Annotated in this window: 23 protein-coding genes and 1 tRNA gene; 14 read left to right on the plus strand and 10 right to left on the minus strand. The window is 63.3% G+C overall.

The window, feature by feature from the left end; all coding sequences use genetic code 11:
• Nucleotides 1-10: 10 nt before the first annotated feature.
• A complete protein-coding gene (locus tag FJW06_RS25355; protein WP_140755710.1) occupies nucleotides 11-1,423 on the minus strand; it encodes a M48 family metalloprotease in 1,413 nt (470 codons plus the stop codon).
• Nucleotides 1,424-1,608: 185 nt separating this feature from the next.
• Here FJW06_RS25355 and FJW06_RS25360 point away from each other — a divergent pair, with 185 nt between their 5' ends.
• Together FJW06_RS25360 and FJW06_RS25365 are read left to right on the plus strand one after the other, a co-directional pair.
• A complete protein-coding gene (locus FJW06_RS25360) occupies nucleotides 1,609-2,757 on the plus strand; it encodes an aminotransferase class I/II-fold pyridoxal phosphate-dependent enzyme (protein ID WP_140755712.1) in 1,149 nt (382 codons plus the stop codon).
• A gap of 5 nt (nucleotides 2,758-2,762) precedes the next feature.
• On the plus strand, nucleotides 2,763-3,692 hold the full coding sequence (locus FJW06_RS25365; RefSeq protein WP_281404899.1) for a glutaminase: 930 nt from the start codon (nucleotides 2,763-2,765) through the stop codon (nucleotides 3,690-3,692).
• A 385-nt stretch (nucleotides 3,693-4,077) separates the two neighbouring features.
• On the opposite strand, the gene FJW06_RS25370 is transcribed toward FJW06_RS25365, so the two are convergent.
• Nucleotides 4,078-7,035 (minus strand): ribonuclease E/G, encoded by a 2,958-nt coding sequence (locus tag FJW06_RS25370; RefSeq protein WP_140755716.1) that lies wholly within the window; start codon nucleotides 7,033-7,035, stop codon nucleotides 4,078-4,080.
• 92 nt (nucleotides 7,036-7,127) lie between these two features.
• On the opposite strand from FJW06_RS25370, the gene FJW06_RS25375 reads away from it, so the two are divergent.
• The 9 genes from FJW06_RS25375 to FJW06_RS25415 all read left to right on the plus strand — a co-directional run bounded on the left by FJW06_RS25375 (nucleotide 7,128) and on the right by FJW06_RS25415 (nucleotide 16,520).
• Nucleotides 7,128-7,397 carry a hypothetical protein gene (locus FJW06_RS25375; protein WP_140755718.1) on the plus strand — a complete coding sequence of 90 codons (270 nt, stop codon included), beginning with the start codon at nucleotides 7,128-7,130 and terminating at the stop codon, nucleotides 7,395-7,397.
• Nucleotides 7,398-7,739: 342 nt separating this feature from the next.
• A complete protein-coding gene (locus FJW06_RS25380; protein WP_246674833.1) occupies nucleotides 7,740-8,933 on the plus strand; it encodes an N-acetylmuramoyl-L-alanine amidase in 1,194 nt (397 codons plus the stop codon).
• A 229-nt stretch (nucleotides 8,934-9,162) separates the two neighbouring features.
• Nucleotides 9,163-11,619: a penicillin-binding protein 1A gene (locus FJW06_RS25385; RefSeq protein ID WP_140755722.1), complete on the plus strand. Its 2,457-nt coding sequence runs from the start codon at nucleotides 9,163-9,165 to the stop codon at nucleotides 11,617-11,619.
• Nucleotides 11,620-11,799: 180 nt separating this feature from the next.
• A protein-coding gene (prfB, locus tag FJW06_RS25390; RefSeq protein WP_140755783.1) for a peptide chain release factor 2 occupies nucleotides 11,800-12,931 on the plus strand; the annotation gives its coding sequence in 2 pieces (ribosomal slippage) (nucleotides 11,800-11,865 and nucleotides 11,867-12,931; 1,131 coding nt in all).
• A gap of 252 nt (nucleotides 12,932-13,183) precedes the next feature.
• Nucleotides 13,184-13,564, plus strand: coding sequence for a GFA family protein (locus FJW06_RS25395; RefSeq protein WP_140755723.1), 381 nt, complete (start codon nucleotides 13,184-13,186; stop codon nucleotides 13,562-13,564).
• 299 nt (nucleotides 13,565-13,863) lie between these two features.
• Nucleotides 13,864-14,241 (plus strand): hypothetical protein, encoded by a 378-nt coding sequence (locus FJW06_RS25400; RefSeq protein WP_140755785.1) that lies wholly within the window; start codon nucleotides 13,864-13,866, stop codon nucleotides 14,239-14,241.
• A gap of 263 nt (nucleotides 14,242-14,504) precedes the next feature.
• Nucleotides 14,505-14,873 (plus strand): GFA family protein, encoded by a 369-nt coding sequence (locus FJW06_RS25405; RefSeq protein WP_140755725.1) that lies wholly within the window; start codon nucleotides 14,505-14,507, stop codon nucleotides 14,871-14,873.
• 135 nt (nucleotides 14,874-15,008) lie between these two features.
• Nucleotides 15,009-15,659, plus strand: a complete 651-nt coding sequence (locus tag FJW06_RS25410) for an OmpA family protein (protein WP_112129995.1) — start codon at nucleotides 15,009-15,011, stop codon at nucleotides 15,657-15,659.
• Nucleotides 15,660-15,911: 252 nt separating this feature from the next.
• Nucleotides 15,912-16,520, plus strand: coding sequence for a hypothetical protein (locus tag FJW06_RS25415; protein WP_140755727.1), 609 nt, complete (start codon nucleotides 15,912-15,914; stop codon nucleotides 16,518-16,520).
• Between the two features lie 84 nt (nucleotides 16,521-16,604).
• Here the strand turns inward: FJW06_RS25415 and FJW06_RS25420 are convergent, their stop codons facing one another.
• The 7 genes from FJW06_RS25420 to FJW06_RS25450 all read right to left on the minus strand — a co-directional run bounded on the left by FJW06_RS25420 (nucleotide 16,605) and on the right by FJW06_RS25450 (nucleotide 24,195).
• Nucleotides 16,605-18,155, minus strand: coding sequence for a DEAD/DEAH box helicase (locus tag FJW06_RS25420; RefSeq protein WP_181178557.1), 1,551 nt, complete (start codon nucleotides 18,153-18,155; stop codon nucleotides 16,605-16,607).
• A 292-nt stretch (nucleotides 18,156-18,447) separates the two neighbouring features.
• Nucleotides 18,448-19,221: an NAD kinase gene (locus FJW06_RS25425; RefSeq protein WP_040983094.1), complete on the minus strand. Its 774-nt coding sequence runs from the start codon at nucleotides 19,219-19,221 to the stop codon at nucleotides 18,448-18,450.
• A gap of 429 nt (nucleotides 19,222-19,650) precedes the next feature.
• Nucleotides 19,651-20,409 (minus strand): MBL fold metallo-hydrolase, encoded by a 759-nt coding sequence (locus FJW06_RS25430; protein WP_140755731.1) that lies wholly within the window; start codon nucleotides 20,407-20,409, stop codon nucleotides 19,651-19,653.
• A 3-nt stretch (nucleotides 20,410-20,412) separates the two neighbouring features.
• Entirely contained in the window at nucleotides 20,413-21,477 is a 1,065-nt protein-coding gene (locus FJW06_RS25435; RefSeq protein WP_140755733.1) for an ABC transporter ATP-binding protein, read from the minus strand.
• Entirely contained in the window at nucleotides 21,474-22,256 is a 783-nt protein-coding gene (locus tag FJW06_RS25440) for an ABC transporter permease (protein ID WP_140755787.1), read from the minus strand. The genes FJW06_RS25435 and FJW06_RS25440 overlap by 4 nt, the downstream gene beginning before the upstream one ends.
• Nucleotides 22,257-22,258: 2 nt before the next feature.
• A complete protein-coding gene (locus FJW06_RS25445; RefSeq protein ID WP_140755735.1) occupies nucleotides 22,259-23,104 on the minus strand; it encodes an ABC transporter permease in 846 nt (281 codons plus the stop codon).
• An 8-nt stretch (nucleotides 23,105-23,112) separates the two neighbouring features.
• Entirely contained in the window at nucleotides 23,113-24,195 is a 1,083-nt protein-coding gene (locus tag FJW06_RS25450; RefSeq protein WP_140755737.1) for a spermidine/putrescine ABC transporter substrate-binding protein, read from the minus strand.
• A gap of 93 nt (nucleotides 24,196-24,288) precedes the next feature.
• Here FJW06_RS25450 and FJW06_RS25455 point away from each other — a divergent pair, with 93 nt between their 5' ends.
• Nucleotides 24,289-24,906, plus strand: a complete 618-nt coding sequence (locus FJW06_RS25455; protein WP_140755739.1) for a TetR/AcrR family transcriptional regulator — start codon at nucleotides 24,289-24,291, stop codon at nucleotides 24,904-24,906.
• A 14-nt stretch (nucleotides 24,907-24,920) separates the two neighbouring features.
• Here FJW06_RS25455 and FJW06_RS25460 read toward each other — a convergent pair.
• Nucleotides 24,921-24,996 (minus strand) — tRNA-Thr (locus FJW06_RS25460).
• A gap of 146 nt (nucleotides 24,997-25,142) precedes the next feature.
• On the opposite strand from FJW06_RS25460, the gene FJW06_RS25465 reads away from it, so the two are divergent.
• On the plus strand, nucleotides 25,143-25,310 hold the full coding sequence (locus FJW06_RS25465; RefSeq protein WP_095767587.1) for a hypothetical protein: 168 nt from the start codon (nucleotides 25,143-25,145) through the stop codon (nucleotides 25,308-25,310).
• 160 nt (nucleotides 25,311-25,470) lie between these two features.
• Nucleotides 25,471-25,659, plus strand: a complete 189-nt coding sequence (locus FJW06_RS25470) for a hypothetical protein (RefSeq protein WP_140755741.1) — start codon at nucleotides 25,471-25,473, stop codon at nucleotides 25,657-25,659.
• Nucleotides 25,660-25,701 lie beyond the last annotated feature (42 nt).

Genomic DNA, 25,701 nt, shown 5'->3' on the forward strand with positions numbered 1-25,701 from the left:
CCCGGGAGGTTCATTTGAGTTTGTTCGATGGCGTGTAGTTTATAATATCCTGAGCGCGGACCCAGCGGGGTTCGCCGCGCTTCAATTTCTGTTGAGCGCGCATGGCGAAAATCTTCGCGTTCTTGTAGTCGCCCGAATAGTAATGGCCCTCGGCGGTGGCGAGATCCGCGGCCGGAACGTCGCCGAGCTCACCATAGGCCTGCGCCAGAAAGCGATAGGCGTCGGAATTCTCTCTGTCGCGGCCGACGCCGTTGTTGAGCTGGATGACGGCCTTCTTGAGCGAATCGGGTGTACCGACCGCCATCAGCGCCTGTCCCAGGGAGACCAATAGCAGGCCGGAGCGTGCGGGATCGAGGCTTACCGCCTTAGCATAGGCGTCCGCCGCATCCTTCGGCTTGTTGATCTTCATCAGGATGTCGCCGCGCAACTCCTGGAAATACGGGTTCTTCGGCTGTTCCTTGATGAGTGCCGCCGTCTTGGTCAGCGCCGCGCCCGGATTGCCATAGAGATAGGTCTGCTGCGCGTCGCCGTAGCGAGAGGCGAGGCTGGTCGGATTTTTGCGCATCAGCCGCGCGACGGCAGCCTGGCCCTGCATATAGGCGGCGATCTTGATGCGCATCATGTCATGCCGCTGCTGCAGCGCCGGCGGGTCGATCGTGTTGACGAAGGGGCTTTGCTTGACGAGCGCTTCGAGGTTGGCGATGCGCTCCTGCGGCATCGGATGGCTGATCCGGTAGGGATCGACCTGGGTGCCGGCCAGCGACAGCGCGCTCTGGAAGCGGCCGAAGGTCTTCAGCATGCCCATGCCGGATTGGCCGGTGGCGTTGAGATAGGTGATCGCGGAACGGTCGGCGGTGATCTCTTCGGTGCGCTGGTAGGCAAGGATCGCGCGCTGCGCCATCTCGCCGCCGCCGGCGGCGACGCCCATGCCGGCCCCTGCTAGGCCACGGCTGTTGGTGGTGGCCCCGGCAACCATGGCGCCGGCGCCGAGCAGCGTGGCGATGATGGCCATGGTCTTGGCGCGGTCGAGCTGGTCGCGCAATTTCTGCTGGTGGCCGCCGGCGATATGGCCGGCCTCGTGCGCGATGACGCCGATGATCTCGTTCGGCGTCTCGGCGGTCACCAGCGCGCCGGTGTTGACGAACAGGCGCCGCCCGGTGACGAAGGCGTTGAAGCTCTGGTCGTTGACGAGCACGATGTCGATACCGTCATTGGCGAGCCCCGCCGCCTTGAAGATCGGCCGGGCATAGTCGCGCACCAGCGCCTCGATCTCGGCGTCGCGGACCACCGGCACGCCCTGCGCGAAGGCGCTGACCGAGTTCGACACGGCGACGGCGGCGGCAAGCATAAGCGTCGCGAAACCGCGCACGGTTCGGCTGAAGGAGATCGATTTGCCAATCGATGGTCGGGGTCGGCTCAACATAGGTCCACTGGTAGACGAGCGGGCGAAGGATGAAAAGTCGGCGCCGCAACTTCCTGCGCGCTTGTGATCCCCATATCAATCGGGCATTTGTGCGACGCTGCCCTTTAGCTAGGGCAGTTCAGGGGCAAGTCAGCAACGGTTTGCGTCCCGCATTTCGCCGAACAACGGCAGTTGGAAGAGGTCAAATGGTCGTTTCGCTTTCGCGCCGGGGGGAGGTCGAGCCATTCCACGCCATGGACATCCTCGCCGAAGCCAACCGGCTGAAGGCCACGGGCGTGCGCGTGGTGTCGATGGCGGTCGGCCAGCCGTCGGACCCTGCGCCGGTCGGTGTCCGCGAAGCGGCGGCCGCGGCGCTCAGGCACGGCCTCATCGGCTACACCGACGCCTTGGGCCTGGCCGACCTGCGCAAGGCGATCGCGGCGCATTATGGCGAGCACTACGGGGTTGACGTCGCGCCGTCGCGCATTGCCGTCACGACCGGCTCGTCGGCCGCCTTCAACCTCGCCTTCCTGGCCATGTTCGATCCGGGCGACCGCGTCGCCATCGCCGCGCCCGGCTATCCGGCCTACCGCAACATCATGGCCGCGCTCGGTATCGAGATCGTCGAGATCGAGCTCGGCACGGACGCGTATCTGCACGCCGAGCATCTGAAGGCCGCGCATCGCGAGAAGCCGCTCAAGGGCGTGCTGTTCGCCAGCCCCGCCAATCCGACCGGTGCGGTGATTCCCGCACAGGAACTTGCCGCACTGGTCAAGACGGCCGAGGAGCTCGGCATCGCCGTGATCTCGGATGAGATCTATCACCGGCTCGCCTACGGGGCGCCGGACGTCACCGCGCTGGGGCATGGCGCCGGCGTCACCGTGATCAACTCTTTCTCGAAATACTATTGCATGACCGGCTGGCGCATCGGCTGGATGGTGTTGCCGGAAGAACTGGTGCGGCCGGTCGAGCGCGTCGCGCAGAGCCTCTACATCTCGCCGCCGGAACTGTCGCAGATCGCGGCGATCGAGGCCTTCAAGGCGACGGAGGAGCTCGAAAAGGTGAAGGCGCGCTATGCCTGGAACCGCGACCTTCTGATGAAGCGTCTGCCGGAACTCGGCTTCGCGCTCGCGGCACCGATGGACGGCGCTTTCTATGCCTTCTGCGATGTGACCCGCCACACCAATGACAGCATGGCCTTTGCCCGCAAGATGCTGGCCGAGGCGCATGTGGCGGCGACGCCCGGCCGAGATTTCGACCCGCTGCAGGGTCACCGCACCATGCGCTTTTCCTATGCCGGCAGCCATCACGACATGGTCGAGGCGCTGGCGCGCGTCGAACGCTGGCTGAAATAGAAGCCGTGCCGGAACTCGACCAGGCACTTGCGGAAGTAGCCGCCGAGATGGCGGAGCGTCGCGATCGCGGCGACGTGGCGACCTACATCCCGCAACTCGGCAAGGTCGATCCGAAGAAATTCGGCATTGCCGCGGTGACCAATGACGGCCGCGTCATCCTTGCCGGCGATGCCGACCAGCCCTTCTCGATCCAAAGCGTCTCGAAAGTCTTCACGCTCACGCTGGCGTTGGGCAAGGTCGGCGATGCGCTGTGGCATCGCGTCGGTCGCGAGCCGTCCGGCAATCCGTTCAACTCGATCGTCCAGCTCGAGCACGAGAACGGCATCCCGCGCAATCCGTTCATCAATGCCGGCGCCATTGTCGTCTCAGACGTCCTGCTTGCCGGCCATCAGCCGCGCGAGGCGATCGGCGAAATCCTGCGCTTCATCCAGTTCCTCGCCGATGACGAGACGATCATCATCGACCGCGAAGTCGCGGCATCCGAGCGGGCCACCGGCTACCGCAATTTCGCTTTGGCCAACTACATGAAATCCTTCGGCAATCTCCATCATGAGCCGGAGCTGGCGCTGGGCGTCTATTTCCACCATTGCGCGATCGCCATGAGCTGCCGCCAGCTTGCCATGGCCGGCCGCTTCCTGGCCAACGGCGGCAGGAACCCGGCGACGGGGCATTCCGTCGTGTCGGCCGAGCGGGCCCGCCGCATCGGCGCGCTGATGCTGACCTGCGGCCATTATGACGGCTCCGGCGATTTCGCCTTCCGCGTCGGCATTCCGGGCAAAAGCGGCGTCGGCGGCGGCATCCTCGGCATCGTGCCGGGGGTGGCGTCGTTGGCGGTGTGGTCGCCCGGTCTCAACGAGAACGGTAACTCCAAGCTCGGCTCCATCGCGCTCGAGAAGCTCGCCCGGATGATGAGCTGGTCGATCTTCGCGCCGTAGAAGCAATTGCAGGAAAAGTGCGCAGCGGTTGGGCTCGGCGACTTCGCCGTAGGCGTCCGCCGCTCTATCTCCTTGTTTACGCAATTCCGGGCGGAAAACCGCTCACACTTTTCCTGGAATTGCTCCAGCACCGCAGCAGCGCTCATGTGACACGGAATGGATCCTCGGGTCTGCGCTGCGTCGCTTCGCTCCTTGCTCCGCCCCTGGATGACGACTGAATGGGCGTTTCGTCCAACCGCCAAGGCATGCCACCTGCCAACGCAAACATAGCGACCGGTCAAAATCCCTGTGCTGGGGAACTAGGGCAATGCGCCTGGGAAATGAAAAATCCCGCGCCGGATGCGGCGCGGGATCTGGAGAAATTCAGTCTAACGACCTGAAAGACTTAGAAAAAACCCTTGCGCTGCCACCAGCCGGCGCGCTTCGGCTTGTCCTCGGCTTTAGCCTCGTCAGAAACGTTCGAGGACACGACGGGAACAACTGGCGCGTCCATCGCCTGCGGCTTGCGCCGCGTCGGATGCGCGTTGGCGGCAGGCTCCGCCTCGGCAGCCGCGGGAACGGCAGCCGCCGGCTCCGACTCGGGCTCGACAGCCTCGGGCGCGACCTGGGCTTCCGCCACAGGCTCCGACACCGTCTCGGCGACGGTTTCCTCGGCGACCTTTTTGGCTCGTGAACGACGCGGCTTCTTCGGCTTTTCGGCCGTCTCGGCATCGTCATTGGCGGCGGCGGGAGCAACAGGCTGCTCGGGCGCAGCTGCCACGACTGGTTCACCGGCGGCCTCCTCACCTTCCGCCGCTTCGTCCTCGGTGTCGCCGACAGTCTCGCCGGCAGCGGCCTCCGAAGCTTCGTCCTCGCGCCGATTGCGCTTGCCGCCGCGCTTGCCCCGCCGACGCTTCTTGGCCGAGCCTTCCTCGGTTGCCGTCGCCACGGCTTCGCCGCCGGCGGTCACCTCTTGGGCTGCCTCTTCCGTTGCCTCATCACCGGCTTCGCCGGCTTCCTCCGGCGCGGCAGCGGCTTCGCCATCGTGCTCGCGGTCGCGATCCCGGCCGCCGCGCCGCCGCCGGCGCTTGCGGCGCCTGCGGCCTTCGCCCTCCTCGGAACGCTGCTGGTGCTGGCCCTGCTGTTGCGGGTGGCGCGGCTGGTCGGCCTGCACCGAAACCTCTTCTTCCTCTTCCTCGACGATGATCTCGTCTTCGGGCTCCTCCGGCTCGGCATAGGCCGGCAGGCTGCGCACCTCGACAAAGCCCTCCGGCTTCTCGGCAATGGCGCCGCGGAAGATCGCATAATGCTGGGTGCCGAGCGTCTCGTCAGCCTCGATCGTGATGGTCAAGCCGAAACGCGCTTCGAGCTCCACCAGATTGGCGCGCTTGTGGTTAAGCACATAGAGCGCGGTCGCGGCCGGCGTGCGCACGATGATGTGGCTGCGCGAATCCTTGAGCAGGAATTCCTCGATCGCTCGCACCACCATCAGCGCCACGGAGGAATCGGAACGCACGTGGCCGGTACCGCCGCAATGCGGGCAGGGCTTCATGGTCGATTCCAGCACGCTGGCGCGGATGCGCTGGCGCGACATTTCCATCAGGCCGAAATGCGAGATACGGCCGACCTGGATGCGCGCGCGGTCGTTCTTGAGGTGATCCTTCAGCCGCTTCTCGACAGCGCGGTTGTTGCGGTTCTCCTCCATGTCGATGAAGTCGATGACGATGAGACCGGCAAGGTCGCGCAGCCTGAGTTGGCGGGCAACTTCCTCGGCCGCTTCCAGATTGGTGTGTAGCGCGGTCTCCTCGATCGAATGCTCCTTGGTGGAGCGGCCGGAGTTGACGTCGATCGAAACCAGCGCCTCGGTCTGGTTGATGATGATGTAGCCGCCGCTCTTCAGCGTCACCTGCGGCTGCAGCATGCGGTCGAGTTGCGCCTCGATGCCGTTGCGCACGAAGATCGGCGTCGTGTCGCGGTAGGGCTGAACCACCTTGGCGTGGCTCGGCATCAGCATGCGCATGAAGTCCTTGGCCTCGCGGTAGCCGTCCTCGCCGGAGACCAGGATCTCGTCGATATCCTTGTTGTAGAGGTCGCGCACCGAGCGCTTGATCAGGCTGCCTTCCTCATAGACTAGGGCAGGAGCCGTGGATTGCAGCGTGAGGTTGCGGACGTTCTCCCACAGCCGCATCAGATATTCGTAATCGCGCTTGATCTCGGCCTTGGTGCGGCTCTCGCCGGCGGTGCGCAGGATGACGCCCATGCCTTGCGGCACTTCGAGGTCGGCGACGACCTCCTTCAGGCGCTTGCGGTCCTGCGCGTTGGTGATCTTGCGCGAGATGCCGCCGCCGCGCGCCGTGTTGGGCATCAGCACCGAATAGCGGCCGGCAAGCGAGAGATACGTGGTGAGCGCCGCGCCCTTGTTGCCGCGCTCTTCCTTGACCACCTGCACCAAAAGGATCTGGCGGCGCTTGATGACTTCCTGGATCTTGTACTGGCGACGCACCGGTTTGCGACGGTTGCGGATCTCCTCCAGCGCGTCCTCGGCACCGACCGATTCGACCTCATGCTCGTCGGAATGCGAGGACGAGACATCCTCCAGCATGCCGCGATCATGGTCGCTTGCGGCGGCTTCGCCGCCCTGTTCGGGCTGGTCCGTCTGCGGGACGGCTTCGGAAATCACGTCGGCGTCGACGCTCGCGGCGATAGATGTGGGGCCGCCTTCGGACGGTTTGCCGTCCTCGTCGCCGTCGGCATCATCGGCCGTCACGGCGTCGCCGCCGGTCTCGGCGGCAGGGTCCTCAGCCGTTCCCGACGCAGCCTCGACGGCTTCGGAGACCGTTTCGACCTTTTCAGCCTCGGCGGTCTCGACGCCGGCATCCCCGGCAGCGGCTTCCTCGGTCGCTATGGCTTCAGCCGGGCTTTCCCCGCTTTCAGGCGATGCCGCGACTTCGGCCTCGTGCTTGTGCTCGCCGCGGTCGCGGTTCTTGCCGCCGCGACGCCGGTTGCGCCGGCCGCCGCGATCGCGCGCCTGCTGCTCTTCGCCGTTCTCGGCTTCCTCGTCATCTTCGTCCTCGGCCTCCTGCGCTTCGGCGCGCAGCAAAGCCTGACGGTCGGCGACCGGGATCTGGTAATAATCGGGATGAATTTCACTGAAGGCGAGGAAACCGTGACGGTTGCCGCCATACTCGACAAAGGCTGCCTGGAGTGAAGGTTCGACGCGGGTTACGCGGGCGAGGTAGATGTTTCCTTTGAGCTGCTTCTTGTCCTGGGATTCAAAGTCGAATTCTTCGATGCGGTTACCGCGAACGACTACAACGCGTGTTTCCTCCGGGTGGGAGGCGTCTATCAGCATCTTGTTGGGCATTATTTTGTTTCCTGCCGGCAGCCGACGGCCGCAGCCGGCGTGGCAATGCCCGCCGCTGTGCGCCTGTATCTGTGTGCATGCCGGATAATTGAATGTCCGCTAGCCGCCGTTTCAGCGCCATGGCGGTGCCGCCCGCAGCCACTATGGCGCGGTTCGATGCGGACCTTTCCATGATTGCGCTTGAAACCATCGGCACCCAGCAGAACCTTTTGAACCAAAGCCCGGACTGTGCCGGACCAGCTTGTTTGCTCACGAAGAGCCGGCGCGGGGCAAACCCGGCCGTTTTCCTCACGCAAGCGATTCCCCCGCCACGGGAGCACGCCTGCGAAAATCGTCGCGACCACCTGAGCCTGGAAGGATAGCGGAGCCGCCTTTGCATCCGACCTTTGGCAGGAAACTGCTGAGGCGAGCGGTTCCAGGATTGCAGTGATCCAACGTCGCTTTTATGATTTGGCGGGATGGAAGGCAACCCCGATTTCGGATGCCGGCAAAAAGCGCTTCCGCAGGGGGAGATGCCTTTCGTCGCGCCTCATGAAAGGCTTGGTTAACCTTCTCTGAATACCAATCGTTAATCGAGTTGGTGGCCTGACAGGCACTCTGCAGGAAGGCTGGGCGCAATGCGCCGAACCGGGAGCGACGGATAAGAGATGGGATCGGCGGGCGCCGCAGACAAGAAGGGTAGGGCCGCCGGGCATGTCCTACGCATGGCCTGGGCCGCCTTGCTGCTGACCGTCCTGTCCTATTTCGGTGCCGCGCACGCCGATACCCTGCTTGGAGCGACAGGCTACAAGATGGCCGGCGATGCCACGAAGATGCGCATCGTCGTGAATTTCGACCGCGAGCCGGACGTCAAATGGTTCCTGCTGCGCGGCCCCAATCGCCTGGTCATCGACCTGCCGCGCACACGATTCGCCCTTGACGCCAAGGATGTGAAGCCGCGCGGGCTTGTACGGGCCGTCTGCTATGGCGATCAGGGACACGGCTCGCGCCTGATCCTCACCGGCAAGGGTCCTTTCGCCGTCGACAGGCTCGACGTGCTCAAAAATGATGATGGCGGCTACCGCATCGCCATCGACATGTCGGCGGCTTCCGAGCGGGAATTCGACGAGGCGCTGGCCAACCAGTCGCTGACAACGGGTTCGACCGTTTCGACCGAAAAGGGCGAGCGGATCGGCACCGGACCGATCTCGGCGCCCGGCCATCGCTTCACGGTGGTGATCGACCCGGGCCATGGGGGCGTCGATGGCGGGGCAGAAAGCTCCGCCGGCACGGTCGAGAAGGACGTCACGCTCGCCTTTGCCAAGGAACTGCGCGACAGGCTGGCCGCGGTCGGCAAATACGATGTCTATATGACGCGCGACAACGACGTCTATCTGGCGCTGGACGAACGCGTGCGCATCGCGCGCCAGCACGAGGCCGATCTCTTGATCTCCATCCATGCCGATACGATCGCCGTCAAAGGTCTGCGTGGCGCCACGGTCTACACGCTCTCGGACAAGGCTTCCGACCCGGAGGCCCAGGCGCTTGCCGATCGCGAGAACCTTTCCGATCAGTTCGCCGGGATGAAGATCGAGGACGACAACAAGGAAGTCACCGACATCCTGATCGACCTGATCCGCCGCGAAACCCATGGTTTCTCGATGAGCTTCGCCCATACGCTCGTCGGTCAGCTGTCGACCAGCGTCGGCCTCATCAACAATCCGCAGCGTTCGGCCGGCTTCAGGGTGCTCAAGGCTCCCGATGTGCCGTCCGTTCTGGTCGAGCTCGGCTATCTTTCCAACGTCAAGGACGAGGCGCAACTGCTCAACGCCGACTGGCGCGCCAAGGCGGCGCAGAGCATAACCAACGCGGTCGCCCTGTTTGCCGCGGCCAAGGCCGGAACCGCGACGGGCGGCTGACCCGCCGCACCAACTCGCAACCGCCGGCCCCATGCAACCACAAGCAGCGTTGCATGAGGACAACACCCGGCGCTATTATTCGGCAACCGAGTCCTCAAATGTCGCGCTGCCGTATTTTGTCCACATGCTCGCGACATGGGTTTTTGATTGCGGATTGGGACCGCCCCGGGAAGCTTGCGCGACTGTCGGCTTCGTTTAGGAAATTCCCGAACCTCGGACTGGAGCGGGCATGATTCGTCTCATCGGCTATTTCTTCGGCATCGGCACGACGCTGGCGCTGCTGGTGGCGGCCGGCCTTGCCATCTATATCAGCCATCTGACGAAGGACCTGCCCGACTACGAGGTTTTGGCCAAATACGAACCGCCGGTGACGACGCGCATTCACGCCTCCGACGGGTCGCTGATGGCCGAATATGCGCGCGAACGGCGCCTCTATCTGCCGATCCAGGCCATTCCGGACCGCGTCAAGGCCGCTTTCATGTCGGCCGAGGACAAGAACTTCTACAACCATCCCGGCATCGACATCACCGGCCTCGGCCGCGCGATTGTCGTCAACTTGCAGAACTTCGGCTCAGGCAGGCGCCAGGTCGGCGCCTCTACGATCACACAGCAGGTGGCGAAGAATTTCCTGCTCACCTCCGACCAGACCTATGAGCGTAAGATCAAGGAGATGATCCTGGCCTTCCGCATCGAGCAGGCCTATTCGAAGGACCGCATCCTGGAGCTCTATCTCAACGAAATCTTCTTCGGGTTCGGCGCGTACGGTGTCGCGGGCGCCGCGCTCACCTATTTCGACAAGTCGGTCAACGAGCTGACGGTCGCGGAAGCAGCCTATCTCGCCTCGCTGCCGAAAGGCCCGAACAACTATCATCCCTTCAAGCATGCCGATCGCGCGCTCGAGCGCCGCAACTGGGTCATCGACCAGATGGTCCAGAACGGCTACGTCACCCGCGAGGAGGGCGACAAGGCCAAGGCTGAACCGCTCGGCGTGACGCCGCGCCGCAACGGCTCCTATCTCTTTGCCGGCGAGTACTTCACCGAGGAAGTCCGCCGCCAGATCATCTCCCGCTATGGCGAGAACGCGCTTTACGAGGGCGGCCTGTCGGTGCGGACCACGCTCGACCCGAAGATCCAGCTCATCGCGCGCAAGGCGATGCAGAACGGCCTGCTCAAATACGACATGCTGCGCGGCTATCGCGGTCCGGTCACGCATATCGATGTGTCGGGCGACTGGGGCGTGCCGCTCGGCAACGTCAAGGGCCTCGAGGACGTGCCGGAATGGACGCTGGCCGTCGTGCTGGACAGTTCGGCGAGTGGCCTCACCATCGGCCTTCAGCCGGCGCGACAGGTTTCCGGCGACCTCGTCAAGGAGCGCATCCAGGGCACCGTCAGCAAGGAAGACATGGGCTTTGCCATGCGCCACTTCGTCAATGGCAAGTCCGTCAGGGCGAAATCCCCGGCGGAAGTGCTGGAGTCCGGCGACGTGATCTTCGTACAGAAGAACGAAGGCTCCGACAACACCTACAAGCTGCGCCAGGTGCCGGAGGTCGAGGGCGGCCTCGTCGCCATGGATCCGCATACCGGCCGCGTGCTCGCCATGGTCGGCGGCTTTTCCTATGCGCAATCGGAGTTCAACCGCGCTACCCAGGCGATGCGCCAGCCCGGCTCGTCGTTCAAGCCGATCGTCTATTCGGCGGCGCTCGACAATGGCTACACGCCAGCATCCGTCATCATGGACGGTCCGATCACGATCCAGAGCGGCAACACCACCTGGACGCCGAAGAACTATGACGGCACGGTCGCCGGCCCGGCCACCTTGCGCTCCGGCATCGAGAAGTCGCGCAACCTGATGACCGTGCGGCTCGCCAACGACATGGGCATGAAGCTGGTCGTGGAATATGCCGAGCGCTTCGGCGTCTACGACCATCTGGCGCCCTATCTGCCGATGGCGCTGGGTTCCGGCGAGACGACCGTCATGCGCATGGTGTCGGCCTATTCGATCATGGCCAATGGCGGCAAATCGATCAAACCCTCGCTGATCGACCGCATCCAGGACCGCTACGGCAAGACGGTGTTCAAGCAGGACGAGCGCGGCTGCGAAGGCTGCAACGCCACCGAATGGAAGAACCAGCCGGAGCCGGAGCTGGTCGACAATTCCGAGCAGGTGCTCGACCCGATGACCGCCTACCAGATTACCTCGATGATGGAAGGCGTGGTCCAGCGCGGCACGGGCGCCACCATCGGCGAGCTTGGCCGCCACATCGCCGGCAAGACCGGCACGACCAACGACGAGAAGGACGCCTGGTTCATCGGTTACACGCCAAACCTCGTCGTGGGCCTCTATATGGGTTTCGATACGCCGAAAGGCCTTGGCAAGGGCGCGACCGGCGGCGGCTTGGCGGCGCCGATCTTCAAGGACTTCATGCGCGTGGCGCTTGACGGCAAGCCGAACACCGACTTCCAGGTTCCGGACGGCATGAAGCTGATCGCCATCAACCGCAAGACCGGCATGCGCGCCGCCGAAGGCGATCCCAACACCATCGTCGAGGCATTCAAGCCCGGCACCGGACCGGCCGACAGCTACTGGGTGATCGGCATGGGCGCCGACGGCTCCAACGGTTCCGGCGCAGGACTGTCGCCGCAGGCCAATCAGGCCATCCAGGACGGCGGCGGCGGCCTCTACTGATCCCCTGCATTCCGGAATGGCCGGCGTCTTATTCCTGGACCGTGACCTTTCCGAAACCCGGATTCCACTTTTCGGGCTCACGATTGAGCCGGCCCATTTCGCTTTACAGGCGGCGATGCCGTGCCTATGTATCGCGCCTATTCCGAAAAGACCGAAAAGAACAGGACCGAACGAAAAACCATGCGCGCGGAAACGCAAAACATTGTCGACGAGATCAGGCAGGCGATAACCCTGCTGAGGAGGCATCTTTGACTGGGATCAGGCTGTAAAGCGGCTTGAATACCTGAATTCGCGCGCCGAGGATTCCAGCCTCTGGAATGATCCGATCGAAGCGCAGAAGCTGATGCGGGAGCGCCAGGAGCTCGATGACGGCATCGCCGCCGTCAAGCGAATGACGCGGGCGCTGGAAGACAATATCGGCCTGATCGAGCTCGGCGAGGAAGAGGGCGACGACGGCATCATCGCCGAGGCGGAGGCGGCGCTTCGTTCGATGCAGGGCGAGGCCAAGGCACGCCAGGTCGAGACGCTGCTCTCCGGCGAAGCCGATGCCAATGACACCTATCTCGAAATCCATGCCGGCGCTGGCGGCACCGAAAGCCAGGACTGGGCCTCGATGCTCCTGCGCATGTACACGCGTTGGGCCGAGCGCCGCCGTTTCAAGGTCGAGGTGCTGGAAGTCCATGACGGCGAAGAAGCGGGCATCAAGTCCGCAACCGTGCTGATCAAGGGCCACAACGCCTATGGCTGGCTGAAGACAGAATCAGGCGTCCACCGCCTGGTGCGCATCTCGCCCTACGACAGCAATGCCCGGCGCCACACCTCGTTTGCCAGCGTCTGGGTTTATCCGGTCATCGACGACTCGATCGAGATCAACGTTTCCGAATCCGACGTGCGCATTGATACCTATCGTTCCTCGGGTTCGGGCGGACAGCACGTCAACACGACCGACTCCGCCGTGCGCATCACGCATCTGGCGACCGGTATCGCGGTCGCCTGCCAGGCGGAGCGCTCGCAGCACAAGAACCGCGCCAAGGCTTGGGAAATGCTGCGCTCGCGGCTCTACGAGGAAGAGCTGAAGAAGCGCGAGGCGGTCGCCAATGCCACGGAAGCATCGAAGAGCGACATTGGCTGGGGCCACCAGATCCGCTCCTATGTGCTGCAGCCCTATCAGCTCGTGAAGGATCTGCGCACGGGCGTCGAAAGCACCTCGCCGTCGAGCGTGCTCGATGGCGACCTCGACGAGTTCATGGAAGCCTCGCTCTCGCATCGCATCGAAGGCGGCGCGGGCGAAGCGGTGGCGGACCTCGACTAGGATATGCCCACACTCCAGGTGAGGCTGGGCTGCGAATGATGGTCTCCTGCGCTTCCGGTGCTCACGTCCTTTCAGTACGCTCCGCTCCGGCCTTCGCCGGCCGAAGCCCTCACAAGTGTTTCCGCTCCATGAAGGCTACGGGCGGCGTAGACCGGTTCGGAAACCATCATTCTCGGCTCGGCCTGCCCTGAATCTGAACATATCTGGGCGTGGGATGAAGGAGGAGCCGGTGACGCGCAAACTTGCGGGGAAATGCTTCTGCGGGCCGTCCACTATGAGGTGGCGGACGAATTCGTTTACGCCGCCAACTGCCATTGCTCGAACTGCCGGCGCACGACCGGGTCGGCGTTCAAACCCTTCGCCGGCATCGAGCGCGGCAAGTTCCGTCTCACCGCAGGCGAGGACAGGCTGCTGATCTTCGGCGACGAGAGCGGCTATGACGCGCATTGCGGCCGGTGCGGCTCGCTTGTCTATTCGTTGGTCCGCGATGGCGCCTATGTCCATGTTGCCATGGGAACGCTGATGGACGATCCAGGCATTCGCCCGAGCGCACATATCTTCGTCGGTTCAAAGGCGCCGTGGTTCACGATTACAGACGATCTGCCGCAATATCGTGAACATGTCGACGGCTGAACGCCGGAACCTCCGTCAGCGGAACTTCGTTCTTAGGCACCCTGGGCGCAGGCTGTCGTCTGGTTCTTGCCAGGCCAGGTCTGTGCATCTTTCCGTCGCCGAAGCTAAAAGCCCGGCGCGCCACGGTAGCGCGCCCACTTCTTGCGCCGGATACGGAATCGGCTCAGCATTTCGGGCTGTGGGATAGAAGCATTTATGGCCGGACGCGGCATAACTGCGACTGACGATCCGGCCACTGGGAAGAACACGTTCCGGGAACGGGCAAGCGAAAACGCTTGATGCTCGAAAGGACCGTTTCGATGTCTGCTGCCATATCAGGATCGGCCCTAGCCGTTCGACCGGCTGGCCGACTTTTGTTCTCCCTCTTCGCTGTTGGAGCCATTGCGCTGCTGGCGCCGCCGGCCGTCGCGCACGACGCTCAGCCCACGGCGGCCATGCCGCAAGGCTGGAAATACCCCTTTGCCTGCTGTGCCAATTTCGATTGCAAGGAGGTGCCGCAGTCGTCCATCAGCGAGCGGCCCGAAGGTTATGTCATAAAAGGCACGGGTGAAGTGGTGGCCTATAGCGACAAACGGATCAAGAATTCGCCCGACGGCGAATACCACTGGTGCGCGCATCAGGCCGGGCTCGACGCCGGCAAGACCATCTGCCTGTTCGTGCCGCCGCCCTCTTATTAAGCAATTCCAGGGAAAGTGTGTGCGGTTTTCCGTCTGGAATTGCGTAAAAACAAGGCGGTTGAGCGGTTCGCCGTTTCCGTGAACGGTGAGGCGCTCCAGCGTTCGAGCGCGCCAGCATCTCTGCCGAAGCTGCTGACTGACAGTTGTCAGGGCTGCTTCTTTATGTTGCCTTGCCACCGAGCAATTCCAGGAAAAGTGCGCAGCGATTTTCCGTTGGGGATTGCGTGCAATATGGGCGCGGCGGACAACGGAGAGGTGAGTTCATGACCATCAAAGGCAGCTGCCACTGCAAGGCGACAACCTTCGAGGTTACCGAGGCGCCGCAAACAGTGACGCAATGCACATGCTCGTTCTGCTCGAAGCGCGGGTCGCTGTGGGCCTATTATGTGCCGTCGCAATTCAAGCTCACGAGCCCGCCGGAGAACGTTTCCTTCTACCGCTGGGGATCGAAGACGGTGAAGCATGGTTTCTGCGCCATCTGCGGTTGCGGCACTTTCACCGAAACGCCCGACTGGTCGACCGGGAAGCCGGATTTCGGCAATCCGAAGATCAGCGTCAATTCGCGCCTGTTCGACGATTTCGACCTGGACAAGGTCGAGGTGGTGGTCATCGACGGCAAGAATTTGTGGTAGAGGCGAAGCGGGAACGGCCACTGGTTTTTCGGCCGCATTCCCGTTCCGTTTTTCGCCGCATTTCATGCTACAAAGCTGCGGAAGGGCTGATTTGGCGTGGCCGCAAGGGCCGCGAATTGGAGAGGGACCAATCTTATGAAGAAGACCGTGCTCGTCGTCGTGGCGACGGCTGTGCTGGTGAGCGCCTGCACCACCACCGATCCGTATACCGGCGACCAGAAGATTTCCAACACGGCGGCCGGCGCGGGCCTTGGCGCGTTGGCGGGCGCCAGCCTTGGTCTGCTCGCCGGCGGCAATGACCGCCGCAACGCCCTGATCGGCGCCGGCATCGGCGCGCTCGCCGGCGGCGCGATCGGCGCGACCATGGACCAGAACGAAGCCGAGCTTCGCCGCCAGCTGCAGGGCACCGGCGTCAGCGTCACCCGCAGCGGCGACCAGATCATCCTCAACATGCCGTCCGACATCACCTTCAATGTCGACCAGGACGCAGTGAAGCCGGGCTTCTATCCGGTGCTGAATTCGGTGGCGCTGGTGCTCAAGAAATTTCGCCAGACTACGGTGGACGTGTTCGGCCACACCGATTCGACCGGCAGCGACCAGCACAATTTCGACCTGTCGCAGCGGCGCGCGCTTGCCGTCGCCAATTATCTTGCCGGCCAGGGCGTCGATCAACGCCGCTTCGCCGTCACCGGCTTCGGCAAGACGCGCCCGATCGCATCCAACGCTACGGCCCAGGGGCGCGAGCAGAACCGGCGCGTCGAGATCCAGCTGTCGCCGCTCACCTGAGCCACACCGCGCAAGCAGCGAAGCGCCACCAAACCAAAACGGCCCCGCGCGGGGCCGTTTTTTGTTGGCCCGGTCCAAAGATGGATCGAAGGTCCTAGGACATTAGCTTGTTCTAAATGAATACTTTTCAAATCCAGGGAAAGGACTACCATCCTGCTGTTCCAGAGGGGATGGGGTGGTCAATCGGCCGCGCAATCAGCATCTGCCGCCCCGGTCTTGCACGGCCAGATCAAGGCAACCTGGGAGGAATGCGTGACAAGAACAGCTCGCCTCGGGCGCTGCGGCGTCCTCGTTTTGACTGGCCTTTTGGGCGCATGGCTCGGAGCCGCCACGGCTCGGGCCGAGGACGCCAACAAGGCCGATATCGAAACCCTGAAGAAATCGCTGGCCAAGTATGAAGACTACACCGCCGCCGTCCGCGACCTCTATTTATCGACCGTCGGCTGCGTCCACTATGCTGGCGAGAAGACAGCCGGCGCGATGTACTATCCGAAGGGCGCCATGGGCATCCATTTCGTCAACGTCCCAAGCGTCGGCAGGCCGCTCGACCCGATGAAACCCAATGTCCTGATCTACGAGCCGACCAAGAAAGGCCTGAAACTGGTCGGCGTGGAATGGCTGGTGCCGCTGACGCCGGACACCAAGGAGGTGCCGACGCTGTTCGGTCAGAAATTCATGGGGCCGATGGAAGGGCACTATCCGCTCATTCCGAGGGAATTCGTCCACTACGACCTGCATGCCTGGCTGTTCAGGGACAATCCGAACGGCATGTTCAGCCCGACCAACCCGAAAGTGACGTGCAACAAGGCCGATTTCCCGATGCTGGAGAAGCCGACCAAGATGATGCCTGGGCCGATGTAGGGCAGGGCGCATCAGGCAATGCAAAAAAGAAAACGGCCCCGAGAGCGGGGCCGTTTTTCATGTCTGCTTCTGCCAGTCTGGAGCTCAGACTTTCGCGACGATCCGCATGAAGGCCGGCACGTCGCCGCCGAAGCCGACCGTCGCGTCGTCTTCCTCGCGATGGCGGCCTGAGCGGTCGCGCTGTGGGCGGGCGTCGCCGCGCTGGTCGTTACGGTTGCCAGACCCCTTGCGCTCGTTCTCGGAACGGATCGCATCCTTGCGGGCGCGGCGTTCGGCGATATCGGCAACTTCGGCGACGGGCTGCTCTTCGCGTGTGGCTTCGGGCGCCTCGTCGCGCTTGGCGTGGCGATCCTTCTTGCGCTCGCCGCGTTCTTTGCGATCGTCCTTGCGGTCCTCATCCTTGCGGCCAGCCCGGCGCGGTGCGCCGCGGCCACGACGCGGCTGCTCCTCGCCTTCGCTCTCGGTCACGGTCGACAGGTCGCCGTCATGCCATTCGATCTTCGTGCCGATAAGCCTCTCGATGGCATCGACATATTTGGTGTCGGCGCGCGTGGCGATGGTGAAGGATTTGCCGGAACGTCCGGCCCGGCCGGTGCGACCGATGCGGTGGACATAGTCCTCGGCGTGGATCGGCACGTCGTAGTTGAAGACGTGGCTGACATCGGGAATGTCGAGGCCGCGCGCAGCGACGTCCGAGGCGACGAGATAGCGCAGCTTGCCGTCGCGGAAATTGTTGAGCATCTGCATGCGTGCGCGCTGGTCCATGTCGCCATGCAGGGCGCCTGCGTCGAAATCGTGTTTCAGCAGCGAGCGAAAGAGCTCCGATACCTCGACCTTGCGGTTGCAGAAGATGATGGCGTTCTTCAAGTCGGCGTCTTCGGCCTTGATCAGGTTGCGCAGTGTCTCGCGCTTCTCCCACGGCTTCGTGCCGGACTTCACCAGCCGCTGGACGATGTTGGTCGCAGCCGACGCCGCCTTTGAGACTTCGACGCGCACCGGCGCGTGCAGGAATTTTTCGGTTAGCTTGGTGATCTCCGGCGGCATGGTCGCCGAAAAGAACAGCGTCTGGCGCGTGAACGGGATCATCTCGCAGATGCGCTCGATGTCGGGGATGAAGCCCATGTCGAGCATGCGGTCGGCTTCGTCGATGACGAGGATTTCGACGCCGTTGAGCAAGAGCTTGCCGCGCTCGCGGTGGTCGAGCAGGCGGCCGGGCGTAGCGATCAGCACATCGGCGCCGCGCTCGAGCTTCTTGTCTTGCTCGTCGAAGGAGACGCCGCCGATCAGAAGCGCGATGTTGAGCTTGTGGTTCTTGCCGTATTTGACGAAGTTCTCCTCGACCTGCGCCGCTAGCTCGCGCGTCGGTTCGAGGATCAGCGTGCGCGGCATGCGGGCACGGGCACGGCCCTTTTCCAGCCGCGTCAGCATCGGCAGCACGAAAGAGGCTGTCTTGCCGGTGCCGGTCTGGGCGATACCTAGCACGTCCTTGCCGAGCAACGCATGCGGGATCGCGCCGGCCTGGATCGGAGTCGGCTCGGTGTAGCCGGCATCGGTGACTGCGGAGAGGACCTTGGGCGAAAGGCCAAGGTCTGTGAACGTCAACGCTTCTTGAGCGATCGTGGTGTCTGATGACAAGAGTTTGATGTCTTTGGCTGGTTCGGGAAATCGCAACGGTGTCCGTCACGGCAGGCGCCATGCGCCTGCAAGATTGGCTTGCAGTTAGGCGCAAGTCCGCGATTTGTCAACAGAAACAGCCGGGAATCCAGCAATTGTGAAGTCGTAACCTTAATTGCGATGCTCAAAGCGGGTCGCACCGAAACGGATTGCGGTTACGCGCCTTAGATCTTTGCTTGATGCAGGCCGTATTCCTAAACGGCTGCGCTCTTCGGGCGTCAGGCATTGATCGATACAATATCGTTGCGCCGGCTCAGTAGCGGAACTGCTCGGCAAGGATGCGTTCGTTCCAGGAATGGTTCGGATCGAACAGCAAAGTTGCCGTCGCTGTCGGCGATTCCCGCACGGTGACGGAGGCCACCGCCTTGACCTCGGTATGGTCGGCGGCGGCATTCACCGGGCGCTTTTCGGCTTCCAGTATGTCGAAGCGCACCGTCGCCTTGTTGGAGAGCAGCGCGCCGCGCCAGCGGCGCGGGCGGAACGGGCTCACCGGCGTCAGCGCTAGCAGCGGCGCGTCGAGCGGCAGGATCGGCCCATGCGCCGACAGGTTGTAGGCGGTGGAGCCGGCAGGCGTCGCGATCATCACGCCGTCGCAGTTCAGCTCCTCCAGCCGCACTTGGCCGTCGACGGTGATACGGATCTTCGCGGTCTGGTAGGACTGGCGCCACAGCGCCACCTCGTTGATGGCCGGCGCCGAAACGGATTCGCCGTCATGCGTCACGGCGACCATTTCCAGCGGCCTGATCGTCTCGGAGACCGCGTTGGCGATGCGCTCCTCGAGCCCGCCGGCGCGATATTCGTTCATCAGGAAGCCGATGGTGCCACGATTCATGCCGTAGACCTTCTTGCCCGTGCTCATCGTCTCGCGCAGTGTCTGCAGAAGAAAACCGTCGCCGCCGAGCGCGATGATGATCTCGGCCTCAGCGACAGGCACCTGCCCATAGCGCGCCGACAGGCTTTCCCGCGCGGCGCGGGCGTCGTCGGTGTCGGAAGAGACGAAGGCGAAACGGCTGGCGGCTTTGCTCATGGCTCCCGGAGGGCGACCGTCTGCGGGGCCGCGCCGGCGACGGCGTAGCATGCGCCGCCTGTATCTGTGAAGGGCGCAGCGCCGATCGGCGGGCACGCTGAGTAATCGCGCTTCGTGACAGGCGCGACATGAATGTGATGGCCGCAATGGTTAAGACGAGGCTTAAACACTCGTAAAGCCGGATCGATCATGTTAGCCGACAGTGGATGGGTTAGCGGGGGCTGGCCAGTCGAGAGACCTGTCTATTGCCGGTAACGCGTCTGATCATAGTCTTCCTGATGATGGGAAGTTTCGCGCTGATGTTCGCCGAACTCGTGCGTCATTCGGAAGAGATGAGCCAGCGGCCGCAGCCGACAGCGTCCCGCTGCGGCGACGCCGCGGGGACACCTTGCCCGCAAAGGGCGCTGTAGGCCTCGCTTTTCCGCTCGCTCAGCCACCTTGCAGGTGACAACCTGCTCGGCGCTTGCCCGCGACGTATTCGTCGATGAGTTGCCGGTAGCGCACCTTGCCGAAGCTCGGAAAATGACCCCCGTGCACGACCGAGACGTCGAGTTCGCGCATGGAAAGCAGGGTCCCGACATAATCCCCGATATTCGAGTGGTAGACGTCGTCGATCAGCGGCCCGTCATAGACGATGTCGCCCGATAGCAGGATGCCCGTCTTTTTGTCGTAAAGCGCGATGCCGCCCGGCGAATGTCCAGGTGTGTGGATGACCTCGAAGGCGCGGTCGCCGAGATCGATCACGTCGCCATGCACGAGCAGCCGGCCGGCCGGCGCGGGCAGGATGCGGTAGCCCGCCGTATCCCAGCCTTCGGGCGCGCCGTCGAACATCTCCTCATTGGCGTAACGGTCCGCCACCGTCCATTCGTTGCGCGGATCGGCCAGGATTGCCGCTTCGGCGGAGTGCACGCAGCGGTCCGGAAATTCGTGGTGGCAGCCGATATGGTCGAAATGCGTGTGGCTGGCAACGCAGGTCAACTTGCGCTCGCTCACCAGCGGCACGTGCCGTTTCAGGCTGAAATGGCCAAGGCCGGTGTCGAACAGTAGGTCGCGGTCGCGCCCGCGCACATGCCAGATGTTGCAGCGGAAGAACGGCTTTATCCACGGCTCGTGGATGAGCGTGATGTCGTCGCCCATGCGGATGATCTCGTACCAGTCCGGAGCCTCGATGATCGGAAGCGTGCCCATGGATCAGTCCGCCAGCAGGATGATATCTTGAGCGTTGCATGAAACCGGGATCGTGTCGCCTGCCTGAACGGTGGCGGAAGCCGGAGCCTTGGCGATGAATTGCAGCGCGGCATCAAGAATGGAAGTCGCCAACACACGCCTGAAGCTGCCCTGGAAGACGACATCGCCGACCTTGGCCATGCCCAGCGCGACGTCGCCTTCCGCTTCGCCGAGGACCAGATGCTCGGGTCGGATCGCGAGCGCGACCGTGCCGCCTGCCGGCGACGCGCCAGGCAGTGAAATCGCCCCGACTGCGGTCGAGGCCGTGACGATCCCGTTCTTCGCCTCGGTCACGGTGCCTGCTAGGACCGTGCTTTCTCCCATGAATGTGGCCGAGAAGCGTGTCGCCGGCCGCGCATAGACGCGCTCGGGCGGGCCTTCGTCCTCGATGCGGCCGTCATTCATCACCACGCAATGATCGGCCAGCGCCATCGCTTCTTCCTGGTCGTGCGTGACATGGATGAAGGCGGTGCCGACGCGCTTCTGGATCGCCTTCAGCTCGTCCTGCATCTGCCGGCGCAACTTGAGATCGAGCGCGCCGAGCGGCTCGTCGAGCAGCAGAACCGCCGGCTCGATGACCAGAGCGCGGGCCAGCGCCACACGCTGCCGCTGACCGCCGGAGAGCTGATGCGGCTTCTTGTCGAAGGCAGCCGCCAGCCCGACGAGAGCCAGCGCATCGCGCGCCTTGGCGGCCCGCGTCGCGCCGTCGACGCCTTGCATGCGCAGCCCGAAGCCGACATTGCCGCCGACGCTCATATGCGGAAACAGCGCGTAGTCCTGGAACACGGTGGTCGTCGGGCGCTTGGCCGGCGGCACGGCGGTGCAATCCTGGCCGTGGATGAAGACCTTGCCTTCGCTGGGCGTGACGAAGCCCCCAAGGATCGAAAGCAGCGTCGTCTTCCCGGAGCCCGAGGGCCCGAGTAGGATCGTGTAGCTGCCGGGCTCGATCATGAGCGAGACGTTTTTCAGCACCGCAAGCTGGCCGAAGCGATGCGAGACATTGCGAATGTCGACGAGGGGCACGCTCATGCCGGCTTTCTCCGCAACAACGTCAGCTCGAAAAACACCACCAGGACGATGGAGACGGCAAAGACCAGCGAGCCGACGGCATTGGTCTTGGGGTTGAGACCGGAGCGCAGCAGGTTCCAGATTTCCACGGGCAGCGTCGTCTCGAAGCGGGTGAGCAGGAAGGAGATGACGAACTCGTCCCAGGAGAACGTCATCGACAGGAAGAAGCCGGCAAAGATCGCCGGCGACATCACCGGCACGGTGACCATCAACAGCACCTTCCATTCGGCGGCGCCGAGGTCGCGCGCGGCGCGCTCGATGTTGATCTGGTGGTCGCCCATCTGGCTGTAGATGATGGCGAAGCAGAGCGGCAGGTTGATCACGACATGGCCGATGCCGGCGGCTAAAAGCGATTTCGGCACGCCGACCCAGTTGAACAGCACCAGCAATCCCATGCCGATGATGAGGTAACTGACGGTGAGCGGCAGCGTGATCAGTCCACGCAGCAAGGCGGAGCCCGGCAGGACGAAGCGCGCGAACCCCCAGGCGGACAGGAAACCCAGCGTGACCGAAGCGAGCGAGGAGACCACCGCTACCAGCAGCGAATTGACCAGTGCCGAGGTCAGCCGTGCATCCGATAGCACCGCCTGGTACCAGCGCAGCGACGGGCCGGTGAAGGGCGGAATCGGGAAGGAGGTCGCCTGCAGCGAGAACAGCACCAGCACGACCACCGGCAGGAAGATGAAGCCGTAGACAGCGATGGCGTAGACCCAGGCGGCGAGGCGAATGGCGGCGCGCATGGTCATGCCCGCTCGATCTTCAGCCATCGCGCGCAGGCGAGATAGGCGATGGTGACGACGGCCATCAGGATGATCGACAGCGCCGAGGCCAGCGGGAAATCGCCGCGGCGGCCGATCTGCATCATGACGAGCTGCGGCATCACCAGCTCGTTGTTACCGCCGAGGATCTGCGGCGTGATGTAGTCGCCGATGCAGAGCACAAAAGTGAGGAAGGCGCCGACCATGATGCCGGGCAGGGTCAGCGGCAGCACGACATGCAGGAAGGTGCGCACCGGCCCGGCGCCGAGATCGGCGGCCGCCTTGCGGTAACTCGGGCTGAGCTGCTTCAGATTGGCGAAGATCGTCAGCGTCAAAAGCATGACGAAGAAATGGACGAAGCCGGTGACGGTGGCGAAGCGCGTATTGGCGAGCTGCAGCGGCTCGCCGATGACGCCCAGGCCGGTCAGCGCCCGGTTGATGACGCCGTTCTGCGCCAGCACCAGCAGCCAGGAATAGGAGCGCACGACATAGGACGTCCAGAACGGCAGCACGGCCAGCATCAGCGCCAGCCGCTGCCAGCGCTCCGGCACCATCTCGGCGAGGGTCCAGGCAAAGGGATAGGCGAGCAGGATCGAGATCACGGTGACGATCGCTGTCATCTCCAGCGAGTTCACCATCGCCCGCCAGTAGGACGGATCGGTGAAGAACTGGCTATAATTGGCTAAAGTGAAGCCGCCGCCTTCATGCGCCGTGAGGCTGGAAAGCCCCATGGCAATGAAGGGCAGCACGAAGAACAGAAGCGTCCACGCCAGCGCTGGCGTGACCAGCGCCCAGGGCAGGGCACGCGTATTGTTTCCCGCTGATGCCATCGGCCGATTTACTGCGCCTGCAGCATCTCGGTCCACATATCCTGCATCTTCTTGTCGAGGTCGGCATTTGGCGCCGGATAGGCCTGGGCGCGGGCAAGGAAGCCGGGCTGCTCGTCGAAACGCAGGATCTTCTTCTGGTCGTCGGTGAGCGCCGCCTTCTTGTTCGACGGCATCCCCCAATAGCAGGAAGAGGTCGCAAGCCGCGCCTGGCCTTCCGGGCTCAGAATGTACTGGATGAATTTCAGCGCCATGTCCTTGTTCTTGGAATCCTTGAACATGGCGAGCGACTGCGACCAGAGAACAGCACCCTCCTTCGGGATCGAGAAGTCGAGCGCCGGGTTTTCCTTGGCAAGGCCAGCCGTGACCCACTCGCCGCCGCCGACAAGGATATCCACCTCGCCGGTGGCCAACGCCGTCTGGCTGGCGGTGACTTCGCCGACCAGCTTGGCGTAGGCCTTCATCTTGAGCAGTTCGGCCTTCAGCGCCGGCAAGTCGGCCTCGGTGAGGTCGGCGGTCTTCTTGCCGATGGCGAGCGCCGCCATGCCGATCACCGGCAGGTAGTAATCGTAGATTGCGACCTTGCCCTTGTATTTGTCGCTGGTGAGCGAGGCCAGCGACTGCATGTCGGCCGGGTCGACCTTGGTCTTGTTGAAGCCGATCGTGTTGTAGCCGAACTTTTCGGTGATGCCGTAGCGCTTGCCGTCGACGATGGTCGACTTGTCCATCTTCACTTCGGGGAACAGGTCGGCGAAGGGCAATTTGTCCTCGGGCAGCGGCTCGAACAGGCCTTTCTCGACGCCACGCGGCACATCGATGCTGTCGATCACCATCACGTCCCAGTCGCCGGGCTGCGACTGCTCGACAATGGCGAGACCGGCGCCGGTGCCTTCGAATTCCTTGACGTTGACCTTCACGTTGTTGGCCTGCTCGAAGGGCTGCAGCAGCGCAGGATCGGAATGATCGCACCAGATCAGCGCGTTGAGATCGGCTGCTTGGGCTGCGCCGGCCGCGAGCAGCAGCGCGGCTGTCGCACAGGCGGCTGCGAGGCGAGATTTCAGGGTGGAAAGCGGAATCCGAGTGTTGGTGGTCATCGAGTGTTCTCCCTGCCTTGCTGGCTTGTTGGAAGAAAAGTTGAACCAATTCTAAAATTGAGTCAATTATGATTTTGTGGCAAAGAGGCCGATATGAGCGGATTGCGCGAACGGCAGAAGGCGGACCGGCACCGCCGCATCATCGATGCGGCCACCGCGCTGTTTCGCGAGGCCGGTTATGAAGGCGCCAAGATCGAGGCGATCGCGGCGCAGGCCGAGGTCTCGATCGGCACGATCTACAATTACTACCAGAACAAGGGCGACATCCTCGGCGCCATCGTGTCGATGGAAGTCAACGAGGTGCTGAATGCCGGGCGAGGGGTGGTCGCCGGCCCGCCCGCCAATGTCGGCGACGCGCTCGACACGCTGATCGGCATCTATATCGAGCACTCGCTGAATTATCTGAGCAAGGAGATGTGGCGCCAGGCGATGGCGATCTCGACGCAATTGCCCGACAGCCCCTTCGGCCAGGCCTACACCGCGCTCGACCGGGAACTGACCAAGCAGATCAGCGCGCTGATCGTCCGCCTGCAGGAACTCGGCCTGGTGCGCTCGGACATCGACGGGCCGGCGGTAGGCGAGTTGATCTTCAACAACATGAACATGATGTTCATCGAGTTCGTGAAGCGGGACGAGGCGAGAATACCGGAGCTGCGCGCGGCGATACGACGGCAGAACAGGGTGCTGGTGGCGGCGATTGGATCTGCGTAGCCGGATCAAGATCCTGGTGCCCCCGGCAGGGATCGAACCCGCGACCTTCGGTTTACAAAACCGCTGCTCTACCAGCTGAGCTACAAGGGCATGGCGCTCCGGTAGCATATTTCGTGCGCCAGTAAAGACAAAACTCCGTTTTGGGTTGCTAATGGACCGCCACTGAAGGGCATCCTGAAATCCGTCAGCGAGCTTCCTACATCTCGTCCAGGTGCAATCGCACGAACGGGTGCCGCATGATCAGATTCGTCATCATCCTGCCGCTTATCGTCGTGACCTGGCTTCTCCTCGTGAAGGTCGTCAGCGACCTGAAGAAGGCCAATATCGACTGGACCGGCGTCGCCACCTTCGTCGGCTTCATCGTGCTCGCCTTCTGGCTGAGGCACGTCACGGGAATGGGATGAGGGGGTGGGAAGGCAGTAGGCAGTAGGCGATGCTTCAAGTTCCCTACTGCCTAGTTCCTACTGCCTAACCCCTCAAAACCTTCGAACCTTTTGCCGCTTCGCCACGACTGATCTCCCGAGAGGCGAATGGTCGCCTCGATCAAGGATCCAGGAGATCATCATGTTGAAGCGTACCCTTATCTCCGGCCTCGTCGCCGTCTTTGTCGCCACCGGGGCACTGGTCGCCACGGTCGAGATGTCCTCGGCGCATGGCAACCACCATCATCATCACCACCATCACCACAAGAAGTTCTGGTGGTGGCACCATCACAAGCATCACCACCACGGCAAGGTGATCATCTTCCTCTGACGAGAAGACCATTTGTTTTCCAAGGGCGGCCCTCGGGCCGCC

It is taken from the genome of Mesorhizobium sp. B4-1-3, assembly GCF_006439355.1.
Classification (GTDB): Bacteria; Pseudomonadota; Alphaproteobacteria; order Rhizobiales; family Rhizobiaceae; genus Mesorhizobium.

What these genes read in the sequence shown, in the direction of transcription:
- FJW06_RS25395 (WP_140755723.1), top strand. Translation starts at nt 13,184, where the DNA reads ATGCTTCTGCGGGCCGTCCACTATGAGGTGGCGGACGAATTCGTTTAC.
- FJW06_RS25440 (WP_140755787.1), bottom strand. Translation starts at nt 22,256, where the DNA reads ATGCGCGCCGCCATTCGCCTCGCCGCCTGGGTCTACGCCATCGCTGTC.
- FJW06_RS25360 (WP_140755712.1), top strand. Translation starts at nt 1,609, where the DNA reads ATGGTCGTTTCGCTTTCGCGCCGGGGGGAGGTCGAGCCATTCCACGCC.
- FJW06_RS25425 (WP_040983094.1), bottom strand. Translation starts at nt 19,221, where the DNA reads ATGAGCAAAGCCGCCAGCCGTTTCGCCTTCGTCTCTTCCGACACCGAC.
- FJW06_RS25400 (WP_140755785.1), top strand. Translation starts at nt 13,864, where the DNA reads ATGTCTGCTGCCATATCAGGATCGGCCCTAGCCGTTCGACCGGCTGGC.
- FJW06_RS25355 (WP_140755710.1), bottom strand. Translation starts at nt 1,423, where the DNA reads ATGTTGAGCCGACCCCGACCATCGATTGGCAAATCGATCTCCTTCAGC.
- FJW06_RS25375 (WP_140755718.1), top strand. Translation starts at nt 7,128, where the DNA reads ATGTCCGCTAGCCGCCGTTTCAGCGCCATGGCGGTGCCGCCCGCAGCC.
- FJW06_RS25370 (WP_140755716.1), bottom strand. Translation starts at nt 7,035, where the DNA reads ATGCCCAACAAGATGCTGATAGACGCCTCCCACCCGGAGGAAACACGC.
- FJW06_RS25470 (WP_140755741.1), top strand. Translation starts at nt 25,471, where the DNA reads ATGTTGAAGCGTACCCTTATCTCCGGCCTCGTCGCCGTCTTTGTCGCC.
- FJW06_RS25445 (WP_140755735.1), bottom strand. Translation starts at nt 23,104, where the DNA reads ATGGCATCAGCGGGAAACAATACGCGTGCCCTGCCCTGGGCGCTGGTC.
- FJW06_RS25450 (WP_140755737.1), bottom strand. Translation starts at nt 24,195, where the DNA reads ATGACCACCAACACTCGGATTCCGCTTTCCACCCTGAAATCTCGCCTC.
- FJW06_RS25465 (WP_095767587.1), top strand. Translation starts at nt 25,143, where the DNA reads ATGATCAGATTCGTCATCATCCTGCCGCTTATCGTCGTGACCTGGCTT.
- FJW06_RS25435 (WP_140755733.1), bottom strand. Translation starts at nt 21,477, where the DNA reads ATGAGCGTGCCCCTCGTCGACATTCGCAATGTCTCGCATCGCTTCGGC.
- FJW06_RS25410 (WP_112129995.1), top strand. Translation starts at nt 15,009, where the DNA reads ATGAAGAAGACCGTGCTCGTCGTCGTGGCGACGGCTGTGCTGGTGAGC.
- FJW06_RS25380 (WP_246674833.1), top strand. Translation starts at nt 7,740, where the DNA reads ATGGCCTGGGCCGCCTTGCTGCTGACCGTCCTGTCCTATTTCGGTGCC.
- FJW06_RS25405 (WP_140755725.1), top strand. Translation starts at nt 14,505, where the DNA reads ATGACCATCAAAGGCAGCTGCCACTGCAAGGCGACAACCTTCGAGGTT.
- FJW06_RS25385 (WP_140755722.1), top strand. Translation starts at nt 9,163, where the DNA reads ATGATTCGTCTCATCGGCTATTTCTTCGGCATCGGCACGACGCTGGCG.
- FJW06_RS25455 (WP_140755739.1), top strand. Translation starts at nt 24,289, where the DNA reads ATGAGCGGATTGCGCGAACGGCAGAAGGCGGACCGGCACCGCCGCATC.
- FJW06_RS25430 (WP_140755731.1), bottom strand. Translation starts at nt 20,409, where the DNA reads ATGGGCACGCTTCCGATCATCGAGGCTCCGGACTGGTACGAGATCATC.